This window comes from Buttiauxella noackiae ATCC 51607 (assembly GCF_001654865.1).
In the GTDB taxonomy this organism is placed as follows: domain Bacteria; phylum Pseudomonadota; class Gammaproteobacteria; order Enterobacterales; family Enterobacteriaceae; genus Buttiauxella; species Buttiauxella noackiae.
In genome coordinates this window covers 35,510-56,820 of the sequence record NZ_LXEO01000058.1, presented here as the reverse complement: position 1 = coordinate 56,820, position 21,311 = coordinate 35,510, and the positions used below count along the sequence as shown (strand labels likewise).

21 protein-coding genes are annotated in these 21,311 nt (G+C 50.0%); 5 read left to right on the top strand and 16 right to left on the bottom strand.

The genetic code is table 11. The annotated features are described in order from the left end of the window. Positions 1-71 precede the first annotated feature (71 nt). From hemG to pepQ, 4 genes are read right to left on the bottom strand one after another with little or no spacing between them, the layout of a single operon-like run. Positions 72-605 (bottom strand): menaquinone-dependent protoporphyrinogen IX dehydrogenase, encoded by a 534-nt coding sequence (gene hemG / locus M979_RS18695; RefSeq protein WP_064556015.1) that lies wholly within the window; start codon positions 603-605, stop codon positions 72-74. A gap of 12 nt (positions 606-617) precedes the next feature. After that, positions 618-2,069: a Trk system potassium transporter TrkH gene (trkH, locus tag M979_RS18690; protein ID WP_034461629.1), complete on the bottom strand. Its 1,452-nt coding sequence runs from the start codon at positions 2,067-2,069 to the stop codon at positions 618-620. A 45-nt stretch (positions 2,070-2,114) separates the two neighbouring features. Next, positions 2,115-2,726 (bottom strand): IMPACT family protein, encoded by a 612-nt coding sequence (locus M979_RS18685; protein ID WP_064556014.1) that lies wholly within the window; start codon positions 2,724-2,726, stop codon positions 2,115-2,117. Next, on the bottom strand, positions 2,726-4,057 hold the full coding sequence (pepQ, locus tag M979_RS18680) for a Xaa-Pro dipeptidase (protein ID WP_034461632.1): 1,332 nt from the start codon (positions 4,055-4,057) through the stop codon (positions 2,726-2,728). Before pepQ ends, M979_RS18685 begins: the two co-directional genes overlap by 1 nt. A 194-nt stretch (positions 4,058-4,251) precedes the next feature. Here pepQ and fadB point away from each other — a divergent pair, with 194 nt between their 5' ends. The 3 genes from fadB (at position 4,252) to M979_RS18665 (ending at position 8,236) form a co-directional block, all read left to right on the top strand. Next, complete coding sequence (gene fadB, locus M979_RS18675) at positions 4,252-6,441, top strand: fatty acid oxidation complex subunit alpha FadB (protein ID WP_064556013.1); 2,190 nt, start codon at positions 4,252-4,254, stop codon at positions 6,439-6,441. Positions 6,442-6,450: 9 nt separating this feature from the next. Then, positions 6,451-7,614, top strand: coding sequence for an acetyl-CoA C-acyltransferase FadA (gene fadA, locus M979_RS18670; protein WP_064556012.1), 1,164 nt, complete (start codon positions 6,451-6,453; stop codon positions 7,612-7,614). A 283-nt stretch (positions 7,615-7,897) separates the two neighbouring features. Next, complete coding sequence (locus M979_RS18665) at positions 7,898-8,236, top strand: hypothetical protein (protein WP_064556011.1); 339 nt, start codon at positions 7,898-7,900, stop codon at positions 8,234-8,236. Between the two features lie 46 nt (positions 8,237-8,282). On the opposite strand, the gene fre is transcribed toward M979_RS18665, so the two are convergent. Continuing rightward, positions 8,283-8,984, bottom strand: coding sequence for an NAD(P)H-flavin reductase (gene fre, locus M979_RS18660; RefSeq protein ID WP_034461638.1), 702 nt, complete (start codon positions 8,982-8,984; stop codon positions 8,283-8,285). Between the two features lie 47 nt (positions 8,985-9,031). After that, the gene (ubiD, locus tag M979_RS18655; protein WP_167350284.1) at positions 9,032-10,525 is read right to left on the bottom strand and encodes a 4-hydroxy-3-polyprenylbenzoate decarboxylase; all 1,494 of its coding nucleotides are present in this window, start codon (positions 10,523-10,525) and stop codon (positions 9,032-9,034) included. A 175-nt stretch (positions 10,526-10,700) separates the two neighbouring features. Between ubiD and rfaH the strand changes: the two genes are divergently transcribed. Next, positions 10,701-11,189, top strand: coding sequence for a transcription/translation regulatory transformer protein RfaH (gene rfaH, locus M979_RS18650; protein WP_034461641.1), 489 nt, complete (start codon positions 10,701-10,703; stop codon positions 11,187-11,189). Positions 11,190-11,224: 35 nt separating this feature from the next. Here the strand turns inward: rfaH and hemB are convergent, their stop codons facing one another. The 10 genes from hemB to udp form a co-directional block, all read right to left on the bottom strand. Continuing rightward, positions 11,225-12,247, bottom strand: a complete 1,023-nt coding sequence (gene hemB, locus M979_RS18645; protein WP_034461643.1) for a porphobilinogen synthase — start codon at positions 12,245-12,247, stop codon at positions 11,225-11,227. A gap of 15 nt (positions 12,248-12,262) precedes the next feature. Further along, entirely contained in the window at positions 12,263-13,042 is a 780-nt protein-coding gene (gene tatD, locus M979_RS18640) for a 3'-5' ssDNA/RNA exonuclease TatD (RefSeq protein WP_064556009.1), read from the bottom strand. 42 nt (positions 13,043-13,084) lie between these two features. Next, on the bottom strand, positions 13,085-13,876 hold the full coding sequence (gene tatC, locus M979_RS18635) for a Sec-independent protein translocase subunit TatC (RefSeq protein ID WP_034461647.1): 792 nt from the start codon (positions 13,874-13,876) through the stop codon (positions 13,085-13,087). A 2-nt stretch (positions 13,877-13,878) separates the two neighbouring features. After that, entirely contained in the window at positions 13,879-14,430 is a 552-nt protein-coding gene (gene tatB, locus M979_RS18630; protein ID WP_064556008.1) for a Sec-independent protein translocase protein TatB, read from the bottom strand. Positions 14,431-14,433: 3 nt separating this feature from the next. After that, positions 14,434-14,694, bottom strand: coding sequence for a Sec-independent protein translocase subunit TatA (gene tatA / locus M979_RS18625; protein WP_034461651.1), 261 nt, complete (start codon positions 14,692-14,694; stop codon positions 14,434-14,436). 83 nt (positions 14,695-14,777) lie between these two features. Then, entirely contained in the window at positions 14,778-16,418 is a 1,641-nt protein-coding gene (gene ubiB / locus M979_RS18620; RefSeq protein WP_064556007.1) for a ubiquinone biosynthesis regulatory protein kinase UbiB, read from the bottom strand. Further along, positions 16,415-17,020, bottom strand: coding sequence for a ubiquinone biosynthesis protein UbiJ (gene ubiJ, locus M979_RS18615; RefSeq protein WP_034461654.1), 606 nt, complete (start codon positions 17,018-17,020; stop codon positions 16,415-16,417). Before ubiJ ends, ubiB begins: the two co-directional genes overlap by 4 nt. Before the next feature lie 13 nt (positions 17,021-17,033). Next, positions 17,034-17,789 carry a bifunctional demethylmenaquinone methyltransferase/2-methoxy-6-polyprenyl-1,4-benzoquinol methylase UbiE gene (gene ubiE, locus M979_RS18610; protein WP_064556006.1) on the bottom strand — a complete coding sequence of 252 codons (756 nt, stop codon included), beginning with the start codon at positions 17,787-17,789 and terminating at the stop codon, positions 17,034-17,036. Between the two features lie 90 nt (positions 17,790-17,879). Beyond that, positions 17,880-19,313 carry a DNA recombination protein RmuC gene (gene rmuC / locus M979_RS18605; protein ID WP_064556005.1) on the bottom strand — a complete coding sequence of 478 codons (1,434 nt, stop codon included), beginning with the start codon at positions 19,311-19,313 and terminating at the stop codon, positions 17,880-17,882. A gap of 134 nt (positions 19,314-19,447) precedes the next feature. Beyond that, positions 19,448-20,209: a uridine phosphorylase gene (gene udp, locus M979_RS18600; RefSeq protein WP_034461657.1), complete on the bottom strand. Its 762-nt coding sequence runs from the start codon at positions 20,207-20,209 to the stop codon at positions 19,448-19,450. Between the two features lie 270 nt (positions 20,210-20,479). Between udp and M979_RS18595 the strand changes: the two genes are divergently transcribed. Then, positions 20,480-21,304 carry a dienelactone hydrolase family protein gene (locus M979_RS18595; protein ID WP_064556004.1) on the top strand — a complete coding sequence of 275 codons (825 nt, stop codon included), beginning with the start codon at positions 20,480-20,482 and terminating at the stop codon, positions 21,302-21,304. Positions 21,305-21,311: the final 7 nt, after the last annotated feature.

The following is a 21,311-nucleotide window of genomic DNA, read 5'->3' as shown; positions in this document are numbered from 1 at the left end:
GAGCTGACAAGTGTTTATTGCAAAAATATGACTGAGCGCGTTTTTTTTATCCAAAACGTGTGTTTTGGACACTATTTGCTGTTTAAGTGCACTATCTCATGGGCAAAACGAGCTACCTGCGGCCAATCTGTATAAACAACTTCTTTGCTAATATCCGTTTCACCACCAGTCATCTTCATAATCAAACGAATCATCATGCGATCGTACCAACGATAACGCGGGTAACGCAGTGCTCCAGCGAATACGGCGCAGTGATTTGGTTGCCACGGCGAGGTCAACAAGAACTTACGTGTATAAGAGTTGGTTTGTGGTGAACGCTTCTCTGGTTTGCGTGCAACCAGGTTTACGGAAAAGAAAGCGCTTGGGATGTTGTTCAGCGCTTGCTGATGCTTCTTCACAAACGCCGCAACTGATGAATGAAAGTGTCCGTACCGAATAGACGCACCAATAACGACCCGCTCATAGTTATCCCAGGCAATATCTTTGGTGCGATGCAGATTAACCACATCGCTCTCTACACCAAGCTCTTTCAACTCAGATGCTATATAAGAAGCAATCTCACGAGTTTGACCATCACGGGTCGAAAACAGAATCAAAGTTCTCACTACAGGCTCCGGTTACTCTCGCCAGAAAGTTGGCGTGAACAGTACGAGTAAGGTAAACACTTCAAGACGGCCAAACAGCATGTTGGCAATCAATATCCATTTTGCCACTGGGTTCATGCTGGCAAAATTGTCTGCCACAACACCCAACCCTGGGCCAAGGTTATTTAATGTTGCAGCAACGGAAGCAAAGGCCGAGAAGTCATCCACGCCAGTCGCAATAATCGCGAGCATGCTGACGATAAAGACCAGTGCATAAGCAGAGAAGAATCCCCATACCGCTTCAAGGATTCGTTCCGGTAACGCACGGTTCCCAAGCTTGATGCTATATACCGCGTTGGGGTGCACGAGGCGTTTAAGTTCACGGTTGCCTTGTTTGAACAGCAACAGAATACGAATGACCTTGAGCCCACCACCCGTTGAACCCGCACAGCCACCTATAAAAGCAGAGCACAGTAACAACACAGGTAAAAACAGAGGCCAACGCGCAATACTGTCGGTGGTGAAGCCGGCGGTCGTCGCCATCGATACCACCTGGAAGAATGCCTGGTTCAGCGTGAGCAAAGCAGTCTGGTAAGTATTATGGAACCACAATACCAGGGTACAAATAGCCACCAGCGTCAGTTGCACGCCAATGAACATACGGAACTCAGGATCGCGCCAGTAGACTTTTAAATTACGCCCACTTAATAAAGAGAAGTGCAGGCCATAGTTACAACCGGAGATCAGTAAGAAGATGGCGATAATAGTGTTAATTGTTGGGCTATCGAAATAGCCAATACTGGCGTCATGAGTGGAAAAACCACCAATAGCTATAGTCGCAAAACTATGGCCTATTGCATCAAATGCAGGCATGCCCGCAAACCAGAGCGCCAGAGCGCACGCAACGGTTAACAAGACATAGATGAGCCACAGGGTTTTTGCTGTATCCGCGATACGCGGACGCATTTTATTATCTTTAAGCGGCCCCGGCATTTCAGCGCGATAAAGCTGCATCCCACCGACGCCCAGTATCGGCAAAATTGCCACGGCGAGAACAATGATCCCCATACCGCCGAACCACTGCAACATCTGCCGATAAAAGAGAATGGCGTGAGGAAGCGTATCGAGCCCAACGAGCGTTGTCGCCCCGGTAGTGGTTAAGCCCGAGAACGATTCAAAGAACGCATCGGTAATAGTGAGATTAGGCTGTTCCGCAAAAATAAAGGGCAACGCCCCCACACTCCCCAGCACTGTCCAGAACAATACGACGATCAGGAACCCTTCTCGAGGTTTGAGCTCACTTTTCTGTCGTCTGTTAGGCCACCACAAAAAAGAACCAATGAGTAACGCTGCGAAGAAAGTCTGGGTAAAAGCTCGGCCAGCACCATCGCGATAAATTAAAGCTACCAACCCTGGAATAATCATGGTCACGGAAAAAAGAATAACTAACAGACCAACGATTCGGGTTATGGCGCGAAAATGCATTTCAGCCGCTTCCTTAACTATCAAAAAAATAACGAGAGGGAATTATTATTCAGCCGGCAATAAATGCAATGCACCGCGGCTAAAATCAGCAAGTCTGACTGAAAAATCAGTGAATTTTGCCTGTGGCAATGCCACACGTAATAGTACAGATGCCTGGAAATCACTTTGCATCACAATACCGTCGTACTGCTTGAGTAGCGTTTCGATTCCCGCAAGCTGTGCGTAGTCACATTGCAAAGTATATTCGGTTAACGGAACTTTGAGCACAGTAGGCAATTGGTTTAATGCCGCCTGCACCCCGCCGCCGTAGGCTTTGACCAAACCGCCTGTTCCGAGTTTGATTCCGCCAGAGTAGCGAACGACTACAGCAGTAATTTCACCTATACCACTTCCCATAAGCTGGGCAAGCATTGGTTTTCCAGCAGTACCTGCGGGTTCGCCATCATCAGAAAAGCCTAACTGCTGCGAGTCATCCGGCGCACCAGCCACCCAGGCCCAGCAATGATGCCGGGCATCCGGGTGTTCAGAACGTATTTTTTCAAGAAACGCTTTCGCCGCTATTACGCCAGCCGTATGCGCGACCAGCGTAATAAAACGACTTTTCTTGATTTCCTCACTGACCGTGACGGATTCAGCAGGAATCAGCCAGCTATCCATTACGCCAGTTTCAAATCACGCGTCATGTTTTCAACACTGTTTTCGTAAACAATGACGTTGTCTTCAATGCGAACACCACCGAAAGGTTTCATTGCTTCAATGCGCTGCCAGTCAAAGTGTTTGCTGTACTGGCCTTCGCGCCATGGCGCGAGTAAAGACTCAATGAAGTAAATGCCCGGCTCGATAGTCAGAACCATACGCGGCTCCAGAATACGCGTGCAGCGCAGATACGGATATTGAGAAGGAGCAGCAAGGTGCGTACCGGTATCATCCTGCATGAAGCCAGCGACATCATGAACCTGCAGACCCAACGGGTGACCCAAACCGTGCGGCATAAACGGCCCAGTAATACCGGTTTCTACCATCGCTTCTTCGCTAATGCCCGTAACTAGCTTATGGCGGTTCAGCAACTTCGCGATACGTTGATGGAACTGAATATGATAATCGGTATAGCGCACCCCCGCTTTCAGGGTGTCAATTAACGCAAGTTGCTCGGTGTTAACGTCTTTCACCAATTGAGCATAATCATTGTCGCTATTAGCCGACCAGGTACGCGTTAAATCAGCCGCATAGCCGTTGTATTCCGCGCCAGCATCTAAAAGGAAGCTACGCATTTCCGCAGGCGCGCGATTATCTAATTTGGTGTAGTGCAGAACTGCTGCGTGCTCGTTGAGTGCCACAATATTGCCATATGGCACATCGGTATCGCGGTGTCCGGTTGCCGTCAAATAAGCCAGGTTGATATCAAACTCGCTCATTCCAGACAAGAAGGCTTCATGAGCTGCCTGGTGGCCAACCACTGCGGTTTTCTGCGCTTCACGCATACACGCCAATTCATAATCTGTTTTATAAGAGCGATGGTAATGCAGGTAATCAATCACCCCTTTCGGATTGATATTCGCACCCTGAATTTCAAGCTGCACAGCACGCTCTGGCACAGGGCCGATGTAACCGATATTGCCACGTGCGGCAGGCAACTGGCTGCCAATGCCATCTGCTTTTGGCAAAGCAATGACTTCAATTTCGTCAGTCCAGAAGGATTCTGGCAGCGGCTCAACGTTGTGCCAGTAATCAACCGGCAAGTAGAACCACAGTTTCGGTTTGTTAACACCATCCACCAGCAGCCAGCAGTTGGGCACTTGTGTCACCGGAACCCAGGCTTTGAATTGTGGGTTAACTTTGAACGGATACGGATGATCATCGAGGAAGACGTTGACCAACTCGCCCGAGTGAATCAACAGCGCGTCGAGATTAAAACGCGCCAGAACATTGCGGGTACGCTCCTGCAAAGTTGCCACATGATCTTTATAAAGTGAGGCCAGTGAATCCATGATTTACCCTTCTGTTTTTTTCATAAACTGAACGCCACGCATCTTAGCACACCGTAAAGTTTGCGAACTTATTTCCAGTGGCTGTGATCATCTTTGCAAATATTTAAAGAGCTATTTGCATTTCATTAACATCAATTCCACACTCCTCTCCATCTGGTACGACCAGATCCCATTGCTGGATTCAGGAGACTGACATGCTCTACCAAGGTGAAACCTTACATCTCGACTGGCTGGAAGATGGCATCGCAGAATTGGTATTCGATGCACCCGGCTCAGTGAATAAACTCGACACCGCGACCGTAGCAAGCCTCGGCCACGCGCTGGATGTGCTGGAAAAGCAGCCGCAGTTAAAAGGCCTGCTGCTCAGTTCCAATAAAGCAGCGTTTATCGTTGGCGCTGATATTACCGAATTTCTGTCGCTGTTCCTGGTTCCTGCGGAGCAACTGACTCACTGGCTGCAATTCGCCAACAGCGTTTTCAATCGCCTGGAAGATTTACCGGTCCCTACCATTTCGGCAGTTAATGGTTATGCCCTTGGCGGCGGATGTGAATGTGTCCTGGCAACAGATTACCGTCTGGCCACGCCTGACACCCGTATCGGCCTGCCGGAAACCAAGCTGGGCATCATGCCTGGTTTCGGTGGCTCTGTGCGTCTGCCACGTTTACTGGGTGCTGACAGCGCGCTGGAGATTATCACCGCCGGGAAAGATGTTGGTGCAGTTGAAGCACAAAAACTCGGTTTAGTTGACGGTGTCGTCAAAACTGAAAAACTGCGCGATGGCGCACTGGCAATACTGCGCCAGGCGATTAATGGCGATCTGGACTGGAAAGCCAAACGCGCACCGAAACTCCAACCTCTGAAACTGAGCAAAATCGAAGCCACCATGAGCTTCACCATTGCTAAGAGCATGGTGATGCAAATTGCCGGTAAACACTACCCTGCTCCGATGACGGCAGTAAAAACCATTGAAGCCGCGGCGCGTCTGGGGCGTGATGAAGCATTAAAACTGGAGACTCAAAGTTTCGTGCCGTTGGCACGTTCCAATGAGGCCCGTGCGCTGGTCGGGATTTTCCTTAACGACCAATACATAAAAGGTCAGGCGAAAAAGCTGACCAAAAATACCGAAACCCCGAAACAGGCAGCCGTTCTTGGTGCCGGGATCATGGGCGGCGGCATTGCTTACCAGTCTGCCTGGAAAGGCGTACCGGTATTAATGAAGGATATTAATGAGAAGTCGCTGGAACTGGGTATTAACGAGGCCAGTAAGCTACTGAACAAACAGCTCGAACGCGGCAAAATCGACGGCATGAAACTGGCAGGTGTAATTGCCACTATTCATCCGACGCTCGATTACGCCGGTTTTGAGCGTGTCGATGTAGTGGTTGAAGCGGTTGTTGAAAATCCGAAAGTTAAGAAAGCCGTTCTGGCAGAAGTGGAAGATAAAGTACGTCCAGATACCGTTCTGGCGTCAAACACATCGACCATTCCTATTGGCGAGTTGGCAAACAGCCTGAAGCGCCCGGAAAACTTCTGCGGCATGCACTTCTTTAACCCTGTGCATCGCATGCCGTTAGTCGAAGTCATTCGTGGAGATAAAACGTCTGAGCAAACTATCGCGAAGGTCGTGGCGTGGGCCAGCAAAATGGGCAAAACCCCGATCGTTGTGAACGACTGCCCAGGCTTCTTCGTCAACCGCGTGCTGTTCCCGTACTTTGCAGGTTTCAGCCAACTGATGCGCGACGGTGCCGATTTCCGTCAAATCGACAAAGTGATGGAAAAACAGTTCGGTTGGCCAATGGGCCCGGCGTATCTGCTAGACGTGGTTGGTATTGATACCGCGCACCACGCGCAAGCTGTTATGGCCGCTGGTTTCCCACAGCGTATGCAAAAAGATTACCGCGATGCGGTTGATGCGATGTTTGACGCAGGCCGTTACGGCCAGAAAACCCAGCAGGGTTTCTATCGCTACAAACAAGACAGCAAAGGCAAGCCCCGTAAAGAACAAGACGAAGCCACCGACAGCCTGCTGGCAGATGTCAGCAAGCCACGTCATAACTTCAGCGACGAAGAGATCATTGCTCGCATGATGATCCCAATGGTCAACGAAGTGGTGCGTTGCCTGGAAGAAGGCATTATCGCAAGCCCGGCAGAAGCTGATATGGCTCTGGTTTACGGCCTGGGATTCCCTCCGTTCCACGGCGGTGCCTTCCGCTGGTTAGACACCATCGGCAGCGCCAAATATCTCGATATGGCCCAGCAGTATGAGCATCTCGGCCCGCTATACCAGGTGCCTGATGGTCTGCGTACAAAAGCGTCCCGTAACGAGCCGTACTATCCACCGGTTGAAGCCGCGCGCCCAACCAGTGACCTGAAAAGTGCCTGAGGAGTGATCATGGAAAAGGTTGTAATTGTTGATGCCATCCGCACCCCGATGGGCCGTTCAAAAGGCGGGGCGTTCCGTAATCTGCGCGCGGAAGATCTTTCCGCCCATTTGATGCGTGGGATTCTCTCACGCAACCCGGCACTTGAAGCCGCAGCACTCGATGATATTTATTGGGGATGCGTGCAGCAAACTCTGGAGCAAGGTTTTAATATTGCGCGTAATGCATCACTGCTGGCAGAAATCCCACATTCAGTCCCGGCTGTAACCGTAAACCGGTTGTGCGGTTCTTCAATGCAGGCACTGCACGATGCTGCTCGTATGATTCAAACCGGTGATGCACATGCTTGTCTGATTGGCGGCGTGGAACATATGGGCCATGTACCGATGAGCTACGGTGTTGATTTCCATCCGGGTCTGAGTCGTAACGTTGCAAAAGCGGCTGGCATGATGGGCTTAACCGCCGAAATGCTGTCGCGCATGCACGGTATCAGCCGTGAGATGCAGGACCAGTTTGCTGCTCGTTCACACCAACGAGCCTGGGCTGCGACAGAAGCAGGTCATTTCAAAAATGAAATTCTGCCGACCAGCGGCCATGACGCAGACGGCGTGCTCAAACGTTTTGATTACGATGAAGTCATTCGTCCAGAAACAACCGTTGAAGGGCTGGCGGCGCTGAAACCGGCGTTTGACCCGATCAACGGCACCGTCACCGCAGGCAGCTCTTCTGCGCTTTCCGATGGCGCTTCCGCCATGTTGCTGATGAGCGAATCACGCGCCAAAGAGCTTGGTCTGAAGATTCGTGCTTATGTTCGCTCTATGGCAGTTGTTGGCTGTGACCCTTCAATTATGGGTTACGGACCGGTTCCGGCATCACAATTGGCGTTGAAAAAAGCGGGCCTGACTGCCGCTGATATCGACCTGTTTGAGATGAATGAAGCGTTCGCCGCACAGATCCTGCCATGTATTAAAGATCTGGGCCTGATGGATAAGATCGACGACAAAATTAACCTGAATGGTGGTGCGATTGCACTGGGTCACCCGCTGGGTTGTTCCGGTACTCGTATTAGCACTACGTTGTTGAATCTGATGGAACGTCGCGATGCGCAGTTTGGCCTCGCCACTATGTGCATCGGGTTGGGACAGGGTATTGCCACTGTAATTGAACGCGTTTAGACGTTTTCTTTGTCGTTTTTTCAAAGCCATTGGTGCTATGGCACGGCGGCAACTGAGTGAATCCCCGGGAGCATAGATAACTATGTGACCGGGGTGAACTAAGGCAGCCAACAAAGCTATAGCTTCAATGAGGCAGAAAAAAGTTTAGTTGCCGTTTTTCCCGCCTGTCAGGGGCGGGTTTTTTCTTTTCCCCGAACCTCCCTCGTTGTACATATATTGCTCTGACTATCTCAACGTTCTATATTTCGCCTGGCTATGACGCCATTCTAATTAAGGGAATAAGATGAAGATTGTTCAGGCTTTACTGATGACCAGCCTGTGTCTGGCCTCTATCGGGGCCAATGCAGCAGAATCTGGTGATGTCAAAATGGCTAAAGATTGCCTGGCGTATGGAAAGCGGGTCATGAAAAACAGCCCAGATATGATGGTCTTGTTAAATCAAGCAAAAATAAAAAACGAAGGGATTCAGATTAACAGATACGAAGAAAAGCTAGGCAAGCAGCCTGTGTCTAGCGAGGTTGTGGCAACGATTAGCAGTTCGCAAAAAAGGCTCGGCTCTATACTGTGTCTGTATGAATCAGACAAAAAACCGCTCTATTTCCATTACACACCGTTTGAATAAACGTTGTTAACACTTGGCCACCGTAGAAAACGGTGGCCTTTATGCATCAGATAAATGAGAACGCATCACCAAACATACGATCAACCTGCGCGCTACGTTCATTGCAGAACAAGTCGCGGGCAATTTTCGCCATCTCAAAACGCCCGGCAATATAGATGTCGTGCCCGGCAAGCGTTCCGTAATCCTGCATTACCGCAGTTAACACTGTGCCAGTACGTCCACGCCAACCTTCTTCCGGTTGTTCAACAACCGCTTCAACACGCAGATTTGGGTGAACCACGGACAGCGCTTCCAGCTCAGACAGATCATAAAGATGTTTATCTTCACGGCCGCCCCAGTAAATCGCGATTTCACGTTGTGGATTACGCGCAAGAGCCGTCAGCAAAATTGAACGCACATAAGAGAAGCCGGTGCCGCCTGCAATCAGAATCAGCGGACGATCTTCGTCGTCACGCAGCCAGGCGTCGCCGTGTGGAATATCAACAACGATCTCTTTTTCTTTCAAAATACGGTCCATCACCGCCATGGCGTACAGATTAATCTCTGACGCGCCAATGTGCAGCTCGATAAACTCGTGGTCGCTCGGCGTGGATGCCATGGAGAACGGGCGTTTGTCGCGCTCATCCATCACCACCATCAAATACTGCCCGGCCTGAAAGGAGAACTTCGCTTCCGGCAGTAATCGAACGCGATATACCGTATCAGTTATCGCTTCTACCGAGGTCACTTTACAGCTTAAGGTTGTCATGCTTCCCCTCTGTCGGGTCAATAATGCAAAACCGTAAAATCCGCCACTCAGGCGTTTTTACTGTCGTCGAAAATAGCCAGTTCATACCAGATTGCATCAATACGCGCACATACTTCTGCATCTTTCTTAATAGGACGACCCCATTCACGTTGGGTTTCCCCAGGCCATTTATTGGTGGCATCCAGTCCCATTTTTGAACCAAGACCGGAAACCGGCGAGGCAAAATCCAGGTAATCAATTGGCGTGTTTTCTACCAGTACGGTATCACGCGCCGGGTCCATACGCGTGGTGATGGCCCAAATTACATCGTTCCAGTCACGCGCGTTGACATCATCATCACAAACGATGACAAACTTGGTGTACATAAACTGTCGCAGGAAAGACCAGACTCCCATCATCACGCGTTTAGCATGGCCCGCGTACTGCTTCTTAATGGTGACAACCGCAAGGCGATAAGAGCAGCCTTCCGGCGGCAGATAAAAATCAACAATTTCCGGGAACTGCTTTTGCAGAATCGGCACAAACACTTCATTCAGCGCAACACCCAGAACCGCGGGCTCATCCGGTGGGCGTCCGGTGTAAGTTGAGTGATAAATAGCATTCTGCCGCTGAGTAATATGCGTCACGGTAAATACCGGGAAGTCATCTACTTCATTGTAGTAACCCGTGTGGTCACCATATGGCCCTTCCGGTGCCATTTCACCTGGCTCGATATAGCCTTCCAGCACAATTTCCGCACTGGCAGGCACTTCGAGATCGTTGGAAATACACTTCACGACTTCGGTTTTTGTGCCACGTAGCAAACCGGCGAACGCATATTCGGAAAGCGTATCAGGCACCGGCGTTACCGCGCCAAGAATAGTCGCAGGATCTGCGCCTAAAGCAACTGAAACTGGGAAATGCTCACCCGGATGTTCAGCACACCACTCCTGGAAATCAAGCGCACCGCCGCGATGCGACAACCAACGCATGATCAGTTTGTTTTTACCAATAAGCTGCTGGCGATAAATGCCCAGATTCTGACGCTCTTTATGCGGGCCACGCGTTACCGTCAGACCCCAGGTAATCAGCGGTGCCGCATCTTCCGGCCAGCATTGCATGATAGGGATGCGGGATAAATCGACTTCATCACCTTCCCAAATTTGTTCCTGACAAGGGGCGTTACGCAGCCGCTTAGTCGGCATATTCAGGACTTGCTTAAACTGTGGCAGTTTATCGAACAAGTCGCGGAAACCTTTCGGTGGCTCCGGCTCTTTCAGGAAGGCCAGTAACTTACCCACTTCGCGCAGCGCCGACACATCTTCCTGCCCCATCCCCATCGCGACACGTTTTGGCGTGCCAAACAGGTTGCACAACACTGGCATGTCGTACCCTTTAGGGTTCTCAAAAAGCAGCGCAGGACCATTGGCGCGCAAAGTACGATCGGCAATTTCAGTCATTTCCAGGTACGGATCGACTGGCATTGCGATACGCTTTAGCTCACCGCGTTGTTCGAGTAGTTCCAGAAAGTCGCGTAGGTCGTGGTATTTCATGCAATTAATCGTAGTCAGGATTTGGCGCTCATTATACGGGCTTCATGCACAGCATGCTGTATTTTTGTTAATAACGCGTAAATGCTTATCTGATGACCAATCAGTGATTGGTTATACCTGAGCCGTCTATCCCTGATAACGGCCTTTTGCTATTCTTCCTCGATTAATGAGGAAAAGAGAAACTATGGAATCCTGGTATTTGTTGTACTGCAAACGAGGTCAATTACTACGGGCGCAAGAGCATCTCGAGCGTCAGGAAGTGAATTGCCTTACCCCGATGATCAAAATTGAAAAGATCGTTCGAGGCAAACGCACTGCGGTCGATGAACCATTATTCCCAAACTATATGTTTGTCCGGTTTGACCCTGAAAATATTCATACTACAACCATAAACTCCACGCGCGGTGTGAGCCATTTCGTTCGTTTCGGCAGCCTGCCGGCTACTGTACCGAGTGATGTGATTGAGCAGCTCATCAACCACACCCCAGAGAACGTTCTGGACCCGGATACGCCGTACGAAGGCGATCGCGTGGTGATAACCGAAGGGGCGTTCGAAGGTCTGGAGGCGATTTTTAGCGAACCGGACGGAGAAGCCCGCTCTATGCTGCTGCTCAACTTGTTGAATAAACAAGTGATGCAGAGCGTGAAGAATACGGATTTCAAAAAGACGTAAAAAAGGCCAGCGATGACTGGCCCTACATTTTGACTCTAGCGCTGCATTTGCTCATCGTGTAGCCACTGCGCTACACGCTTCGAGAAGTACGTCAACACGCCATCTGCCCCAGCGCGTTTAAAGCACAGCAACGATTCCATGATAGCCGGTTTTTCTGCCAACCAACCGTTCTGGATTGCGGCCATATGCATCGCATATTCACCAGAAACCTGGTAGGCGAAAGTCGGCACGCCAAAGGTGTCTTTCACGCGGCGAACCACATCCAGATACGGCATACCTGGTTTCACCATCACCATATCAGCACCTTCTTGCAGATCCTGCGCAACTTCTTGCAACGCTTCATCGCCATTGGCCGGGTCCATCTGATAGGTTTTTTTATTGCCACCTTTCAAGTTGCCGGATGAACCAATTGCGTCACGGAACGGGCCGTAATAGCACGATGCGTATTTCGCGGCATAAGACATAATCTGGGTATTCACAAAACCATCCAGCTCAAGCTGGTCGCGAATTGCTCCTATACGACCATCCATCATATCGCTTGGCGCGATGATTTCAGCCCCGGCTTCTGCATGAGACAGTGCCTGCCGCACCAGAATTTCACGCGTAATGTCGTTAATAACGTAACCGTCTGCATCAATTACGCCATCCTGGCCGTGAGTGGTATACGGATCAAGCGCCACATCAGTCAGCAGACCTAATTCCGGCACGGCATCTTTCAGTGCACGAACTGCACGCTGAACCAGACCATTCGGATTATAAGCTTCTTCAGCATGCAGAGACTTTCCAGCGCTCTCGATGACCGGGAACAGGGACAGTACCGGTACACCCAGCTTCGCAACGGCTTCCGCTTCTTTGAGCAGTAAATCGATAGTCATACGGTAAACGCCCGGCATTGACGCCACTTCTTCCTGACGATTCTGACCTTCCATCACAAAAACAGGGTAGATCAAGTCGTTAACCGTTAGTTGATTCTCCGCCACAAGGCGACGGCTGAAATCATGGCGACGGACGCGGCGCATACGGCGGCCAGGAAACGTGCCTGGAAATGCATAGCTCATTTACTTTCTCCTGAATTAAGCCAGCCGGAAAAGACGGCGGGCATTGTCATCTGTTACTTGCTCAAGCCAGGCAGGATCTTCTCCACGCCATTGGGCCACCTTGTTCAGGATATGTGGCAAGTAGCAGGGTTCGTTCCGACGGGAAGCAGGTTTTGGTTTTAGATCCCGCGGTAACAAATAGGGGGCATCAGTTTCCAGCAGCAGTTGATGCGCGGGAATCACGGGTAGCAACTCACGTAGTTCAAGGCCACGGCGCTCATCGCACACCCAACCGGTCACGCCAATAAAAAGTCCACGTGCCAGACACTCACGAGCTTCATTTTCTGTACCGGTAAAGCAGTGCAGCACCACACCTGGCAATTTATCGAGCCAGGGGTCAAGCAGAGCAATAAAGCGTTCGTGTGCTTCACGGCAGTGTAAAAATACCGGCATCATCAGGTCAGCCGCAAGGGCCAGTTGTGCGGTAAAAGCACGCTCTTGTTCAGCAGGTGTGGAGAAATTACGGTTGAAATCCAGGCCACACTCGCCGATTGCAACCACTTCAGAAGCACCAGCAAGTTTGCGAATGGCCTCTGCCGTTTCGTCTTGCCACTGGCTGGCATCATGAGGGTGAACACCAGCCGTGGACCAACATCCTTGATACTGTTGCGCCAGTAACAAAGCCTGCTGACTTTCATGCAGATTCGTACCGGTCAGCAACATGCCACTGACTCCCGCTGAATGCGCTCGAGCGACAACCTCTACGTGGTCTTTCGCAAACTGTGAGCTGGTAAGATTTACACCGATATCAAACATAGCGCCTTCCAAACGACGACCGCCCTGATGGGCGGCCTGAAATTATGACTCTTTATTAGAGTGTTGGTCTTCTGCTTCTGGAGCATCTTCCGGGTCTTCTTCACCTCTTCTACGTCCTTTACCGACATAGAAACGAGAGAAGAACACACCGACTTCAAACAGGCAGTACATCGGAATTGCCAGCAGTGTTTGCGAGAAGACATCCGGCGGAGTCAACAGCATGCCAACCACAAATGCACCAACCAGAATGTACGGGCGCTTTTTCTTTAACGCTTCCGGGCTGGTTACACCCATCCAGCACAAAAGAATAATCGCCACCGGTACTTCAAACGCCACACCAAATGCCATAAACAATGCCATGACAAAATCGAGGTATTTCGTTATGTCAGTAGACATCACGACGCCTATAGGCGCGGTTTTCGTCAGGAACCCAAACGCTAGCGGAAACACCACGAAATAGGCAAAAGCGATGCCGATATAAAACAGCATCGTGCTGGAGAACAGCAGTGGCATAACCAGTTTGCGCTCGTGTTTATAAAGCGCAGGCGCAATAAACGCCCAGATTTGATAAAGAATGACCGGTGCTGACAAGAAAACCGAGACATAAATCGTCAGTTTAATTGGCGCAAAAAACGGTGATGCGACATCGGTAGCAATCATCGTCGAGCCTATCGGCATCTGGCTGATAAGCGGTGCGGAGACGATTTGGTAAATGTCGTTGGCAAAGTAAACCAGTGCCAGGAAAATCACCAGCACAGCGATAATGCTATTTAACAGTCGCTTGCGTAGCTCAATCAGATGGCTGATAAGCGGTTGGGTATCTTCTACGGCCATGTTTACTGTTTATCACTCGAAGGTTGAGAAGACGCTGGTATTTTGACTGGTTCTGCCACGGGTTTAATCTGAGGCTGGATCAACTCGTCAGAAACTGCCACAGGTGCAGGAACTGTTTCAGACTCAACGGCAGGAGCCTGATCGGGCGCACTGGCCTGGTGTGCAGCAGCGGCTGGTGTCACGCCATCGTGCCTATCCTCGGCATCTTTTATCAATGGGTTATGAATGGTATGAGCCTCGTCGCTCCCCTTTTCAGGTTCATGAGTATACGAGCGCTTCATTGACTCAGCGGCTTGACGCAGCTCATCCATTGATGCCTTTAGCTCCGGAGTGAGATTATCCATGCTCGCTTTTTCAACCTTCTTAAGGCTGTCTTGCAACTCCTGGATTTTCAGTTCCTGAACCAGTTCATTTTGCACAGTTGCCGCAAGCGAACGCAAAGCGCGAACCCAACCGACAACCGTTTTAACTGCCACAGGCAAACGTTGTGGCCCGAGGACAATCAGGCCAATCACGAATACCAGCAGCAACTCACTGAAACCAATATCGAACACGGTTTACACCTGCTCTTTATCGTTGCTCTTTGCTTCGTCTTTTTTCACTTCGCCAGGCTGCTTATCTGCAAGCGTTTTCGCTGTGAAATCAGCATCCTGAACGGATTTATCTTTCTCTTTGTCTTCATCATCGCTCATGGCCTTTTTAAAGCCTTTGATGGATGCGCCCAAATCAGAACCGATAGAACCCAGTTTCTTGGTGCCGAAAAGCAGAACGACGATCACGGCAATGATCAACAATTGCCAAATACTGATACCACCCATAATGTTGCCTCAAATCACAGTGATGAATAGATTACGGCCTGTATTGTACCGCACGTTGTCTGTTAAAAACGATTAAAAACAACTCAGGTTGAGCGCCGCCAGCCGATCAACCAGGTCACAATACCCCCGGCCATCAACCAGGCAGGCATAAATTCCCATTCTGGTTTATTAATCAATAATAAAGTCCCGCTTAACATCAGCGTAGCGCCAATACCAAACAAATAGCGCGATTGCGATTGACGTACCTGATTGCGTTGCAAATCTCGCGTTATTTTATCAACACTGTGCTGTAATTGTTTACCCTGGCGCAAACTGTCGTACATCAATTCTGGCAATTCTGGCATTTTTTCTATCCAGAACGGTGCTTTTTCTTTAAAAGAACGGATAAGTGCAGGAATCCCCACCTGATCTTTGATCCAATCTTCCAGGAAAGGTTTGGCGGTTTTCCATAAATCAAGTTGCGGATAAAGCTGCCTTCCAAGCCCTTCAACGTAAAGTAGCGTCTTTTGTAGTAAAACAAGCTGTGGCTGCACTTCCATATTAAAGCGACGTGCCGTATTGAACAGGTTCAGCAGTACATGGCCAAAGGAAATTTCCGCTAATGGCTTTTCAAAGATAGGCTCGCAAACGGTACGAATGGCAAATTCGAAGTCTTCGACATTGGTGTCTGGCGGTACCCAACCTGAATCCACATGCAGTTCAGCGACTTTACGATAATCGCGATTAAAGAAGGCGATAAAGTTTTCTGCCAGATAGCGCTTATCTTCTTTATTGAGCGAACCCACAATGCCGCAGTCAATACCAATGTATTGCGGGTCTTCTGGATGGTCGTAACTGACAAAGATATTGCCTGGGTGCATATCGGCATGGAAGAAGCTGTCACGGAACACCTGAGTGAAGAAGACCTGCACTCCGCGTTCTGCCAACAGTTTCATATTGGTACCTTGCTGATGCAGCATCGCAATATCAGAAACCGGAATACCGTAAATTCGCTCCATCACCATCATGTCCTGACTGCAATAGTCAGAAAACACTTCCGGCACATACAACATCGAGCTGCCTTCAAAATTGCGGCGCAATTGAATGGCGTTTGCCGACTCGCGCAGCAAATTTAGCTCATCAATTAAGGTCTTCTCATATTCGCGTACAACTTCAAGCGGACGCAAACGACGACCATCAGGCAGTAAACGCGGCACCCATCGTGCGAGGCGATAGATGAGTTTCATATCCGCTTTGATGATCGGCAGAATATCCGGACGAATAACTTTGATAACCACTTCTCGCCCATTCTCTTTCAGACGAGCGGTATGGACCTGGGCAATGGAAGCTGACGCGAGCGGCTTGATTTCAAAATCGTCAAACCAGGCTTCTACAGGAAGCCCTCCCATCGCTTGTTCGATTTGTTTTTTAGCTAATGCTCCGTCAAACGGTGCAACGCGATCCTGCAACATAGCCAGTTGATCGGCAATTTGCGGCGGGAACAAATCACGACGTGTAGAAAGCATCTGCCCAAACTTGATCCACACCGGGCCAAGCTCTTGTAAAGCCAGACGTAAACGCTCACCCAGAGGCTTTTCTTTATGGCGGTTTGGCATCCAGAACAGCATACGCCGCCAGATACGTAATGGCAGTGTAATGCGGACACGAGGTATCAGTTCATCCAGACCATAACTAAGAAAAGTGCGGACAATGAAATAGAGGCGACGAATTTCTCCAGGCGTCATTTGTTCTCCAGTTTGTTCAGTCGCGCGATGAGTGCGTCAACATTCCTTTCGACTGCTGCCGTTTCCTCAGCAAACCATGCAACCTCAAGCGATCCCGGTGCCATTTTCCACTCTTCCGTAATGGCTTCTGACAGGTATTGCTGATTACGAGTAAATCCTTTTTTGAATAACTTACCGCCACCACGGATAACCTTGCTGATACCTTCGGCGGCAATATCGCCAATATACGGAGCTAACAGTTCGGCTGGGTCAAATTCGGCAAGATCCGTCAAAGCAACCCAATTCTGGACCACCTGAAGATCGCCTTGTACTTCCAATTCACCGCTGCGAATTAGCGCAGTAAGCTGCTGCCTGTCGCGTAGTTTTGGCAAGGTGCTAAGCCCTGTGATCACCAGGCAATCGGCTTCGCCTTCCCACTGGGCTAAGACATCAATTTGCTGTTCGCTAAACACCAAAACGATAGGCGATGAAAACTCTTTGAGTTCAAGACGCAACACCTTACCCACTAAGCGCTGACGTGCCGCCTTTAAGCCACGGTCACGCCAGAGAAATGTATTGAGGATATTTTCAATTCCAGCCGTCATCAGGGGTGTAAATGGCATCACGAACTCCCTGTCAGAATTTATAGCCACGGTGCAGAGCAACTACGCCCGCAGTCAGGTTGAAGTAGGTAGTATTTTCAAAACCTGCATCTTCCATCATCGCTTTCAGCGTATCTTGATCCGGGTGCATACGAATAGACTCAGCCAGGTAGCGGTAGCTTTCTGCATCCTGCGCAACAATTTCACCGATACGCGGTAAAATGTGGAAGGAGTATGCATCGTAAGCTTTGCTCAGTGGTTCGATAATTGGTTTGGAGAATTCCAGCACCAGCAGGCGGCCACCTGGTTTTAACACGCGGTACATCGAACGCAGCGCTTTCTCTTTGTCTGTCACATTACGCAGGCCGAAAGAGATAGTGATGCAATCAAAAAAGTTATCCGGGAATGGCAGAGCTTCAGCGTTAGCCTGAACATAGTTCACGTTGCCAACCACACCGATGTTGCGTAGTTTTTCACGGCCCATTTTCAGCATGGAATCGTTGATATCCGCCAGAACCACTTCGCCCGTTTCGCCAACCAGACGGGAGAACTTCGCGGTCAAATCGCCAGTCCCTCCGGCTAAATCCAGTACACGTTGACCACGGCGAACACCACTGCAATCAATGGTAAAACGCTTCCAGATACGATGGATGCCGAATGACATCAGGTCATTCATCACGTCGTATTTTGCCGCTACAGAATGGAACACATGAGCGACCATATCGGCCTTTTGTTCCTTCGCTACAGTGCGGAAGCCAAAGTGTGTTGTTTCCTGGGATTCTTCAACCATCTCGATGCCTGCTTATCCAAAAAATGTTTGTGAAGTGTAACAGAATGAGGCCTAAAGCCCTATGCTTCAAGCCGCGAGCTTAGGCAGCGCTTAACGCTCACCTACGATGCGTCGATCTTCTAAACTGTTCTCTGCGTTGTTTTCTTCGTCGTTTTCATACCCATGGCGCTCGGTGTTATCGCCGTCTTCAAGTCTGGCCTGCTCGACTAAATCTGGATTAATCTCACGTTTAACCTCAACACCAAGGCCACGAAATGCATCGGCCTGGAGCAGAATATTTCCGCGTCCGGTAGCGAGTTTTTTCATAGCCTGCCGGTAGTTATCCTGCGCTTTATCCAGGCTTTGACCAATTGCCGACATATCATCAACAAAGAGGCGCATTTTGTCATACAGGCGGCTGGCGCGTTCGGCAATTTGTTGCGCATTCCGGCTTTGGTGCTCGTAACGCCACAAATTGGCAACTGTTCGTAGCGCCACCAGCAAAGTGGTCGGGCTAACCAGCATGATGTTATTTTTGAGGGCTTCGCTGATCAGTTCCGGCTGGCGATCGATAGCCAGTAAAAATGCAGGCTCTACAGGAATAAACATCAGCACATAATCCAGTGAACGTAGCCCAGGCAACTGTTGGTAATCTTTACGGCCAAGCATGCGGATATGGTTACGTACCGCAGCAATGTGTTCGTTGAGTGCGCTTTCACGAGTTAATTCGTCGTCACCATTGTAGTAACGCTCATAGGCCACCAGCGTCATCTTGGCGTCGATCACCACGTCTTTACCTTGCGGCAAACGCACGATCACATCAGGCTGCATGCGGCTATTATTTTCTAGCTGAATATTCACCTGGGTTTCGTATTCATAACCTTCGCGTAAACCGGATGCCTCCAGAACACGCGTTAATACAACTTCACCCCAGTTGCCCTGCGTTTTATTGTCCCCTTTCAGCGCTTTAGTAAGGTTCAGCGCCTCTTGCGCCATTTGAGCATTAAGCTGCTGAAGGTTACGAATTTCGTGGGTTAGCGTGTGGCGCTCGCGAGCTTCCTGCCCAAAACTTTCCTGAACCTGGCGGCGAAAGCCATCCAGTTGTTCACGCAAAGGGGAAAGTAAGCCGTTCAGACTCTGGCGGTTTTGTTCTTCAACTTTGCGGCCACTTTGCTCAAAAATACGGTTGGCGAGGTTTTCAAACTGTTCGCTCAGGCGCTGTTCACTATTGAGCATCTGACGATGTTTATCATCGGCATTAAGGCGGGTTTGTTCTAGTAGCGTGGAGAGTTCGCGGATATCTGCTTCCTGGGCACTGTTAATTTCAAGCTGAGTGCGCAATTCGCGATTGAGTTGCTCGCACTCATCCTTCCAGTGCTGATTTTGCTGTAACTCCTGCCGGGCGGCAGTCAGCTCGCCGTAGATTTCTCGTTGTTCTTCATGCAGTGCGGATTGCCGCTGTGCTGCCCGCAAACTTGCCAGCAGCCAGCCAGTCAGAACACCAACCAGCGCAATACCGAGCCCGAATAAAATAGAAATATCCACAGTCACTCCCACAAGCCATGCCAGACACCAGCAAAATAAAATTGTGCTGTATAAATGTCCAGATGAAAAGGAGTTTACTGCGAGGCATTACGCAAAGCATAAAAATAAGCCGGCTTGCGCCGGCTTTAGCGGAATTAGATTAGGCGACGAGCTGCTTCTACAACGATTTTCACTGCGTGGCTTTCGGTTTTCTTCATCGTTTCAGCGTTAGGAATTTCTTGCTGAGTACGGTTCACAATCACGCCTGCAACCATACCCGCACGCAACCCCTGGCTTGCACACATGGTCAGAAGTGTTGCAGATTCCATCTCATAGTTCATCACGCCCATCTGCTGCCACTCTTCCATGGAGCCTTTGTAGCGGTTAACTACGCGGCCTGAGAAGGTGTCGTAACGCTCCTGGCCTGGGTAGAAGGTATCGGAAGATGCAGTCACACCAATGTGTGTGGTCGCGCCGATAGATTTCGCGGCTTCAACCAGTGCGGTAGTACAGGCGAAGTCAGCAACGGCTGGATATTCCATTGGTGCAAAGTGCAGACTGGCACCATCAAGGCGCACAGAAGCAGTTGTCACCAGAACATCACCAACATTGATATGTGGCTGGATGGCACCGGTCGTCCCGATACGCAGGAAAGTACGAATCCCCAGCTGCGCCAGCTCTTCAACCGCGATAGAGGTTGATGGACCACCGATACCGGTGGAACAGACGATAACTGGCTTGCCATCTAACTCAGCACGCCAGGTAGTAAATTCACGGTGGGCAGCCAATTTGACCGGCTTGTCCATCAGCACAGCGATTTTTTCAACTCGCTCTGGATCGCCCGGGACGATGGCAAGTGTTGCCCCTTGCAGATCGCTTTTAGTGAGGCCGAGGTGAAAAACATCAGACTTGGACATAACAGACTCCTGCGTTGAATAGGTTGGCTTACATTGCTATGGGGGTACTGTACAGAACCCCCGCAAAGAATTTCGTGACGCATTTCACTTTGAATCAAACAAGTTACATTATTTTCAACTGCAATAGTGATGAAAATCACACTTAAAGGGGTGGTGTTCGTCGTTCTGATATTGAGATGAGAGCAACCAAACAATCCACCAGCAACTCGAAGAATAACGGGGAAAAGCTATAGTTATCGCAATGCGCTATTTCTGGTAAGGAGAATACCAATGAAAGAAGAACATATAGATAAATCACCGGGCGGGCATTTTGCGCCAGCGGCCTCCCCTCTTGCTTCAACCGCATTGCATACCCCAAATGATGCTCTTCATGCAGGGGAAACCTCAATTCCTACGCAGGGCGAAAACATGCCTGCTTATCACGCCAGGCCAAAAGATGCTGCTGGCCCCTTACCCATCGTGATTGTAGTGCAGGAAATTTTCGGCGTGCATGAGCATATTCGCGATGTCTGCCGTCGCCTGGCGCTGGAAGGGTACCTGGCAATCGCGCCGGAGCTCTATTTCCGCCAGGGTGATCCTAATGATTATGCCGATATCCCTACCTTGTTCAGCGAGCTGGTTTCAAAAGTGCCCGATGCACAGGTGCTCGCGGATCTGGATCACGTCGCCAATTGGGCGGCAAGAAACGGTGGTGATGCACATCGTTTGATGATGACGGGGTTTTGTTGGGGTGGCCGAATAACCTGGCTGTATGCCGCACATAATCCGCAGTTGAAATCGGCCGTGGCCTGGTATGGCAAATTAGTGGGCGAAAAGACATTAAATTCTCCGCATCACCCTGTCGACATCGCAGTCAATTTAAATGCGCCAGTGCTTGGGCTTTATGGCGGGCAGGATACGGGCATTGCGCAGGATACTGTGGAAACCATGCGCCATGCGTTGCGTGCTGCTAATGCCAACGCAGAAATCATCGTTTATCCGGAAGCTGGACATGCTTTTAATGCCGACTATCGCCCGAGCTATCATGCAGATTCAGCCAAAGATGGCTGGCAACGGATGTTAGCGTGGTTTGAGCGCTATGGTGCAAGCAAGTAACCCATTT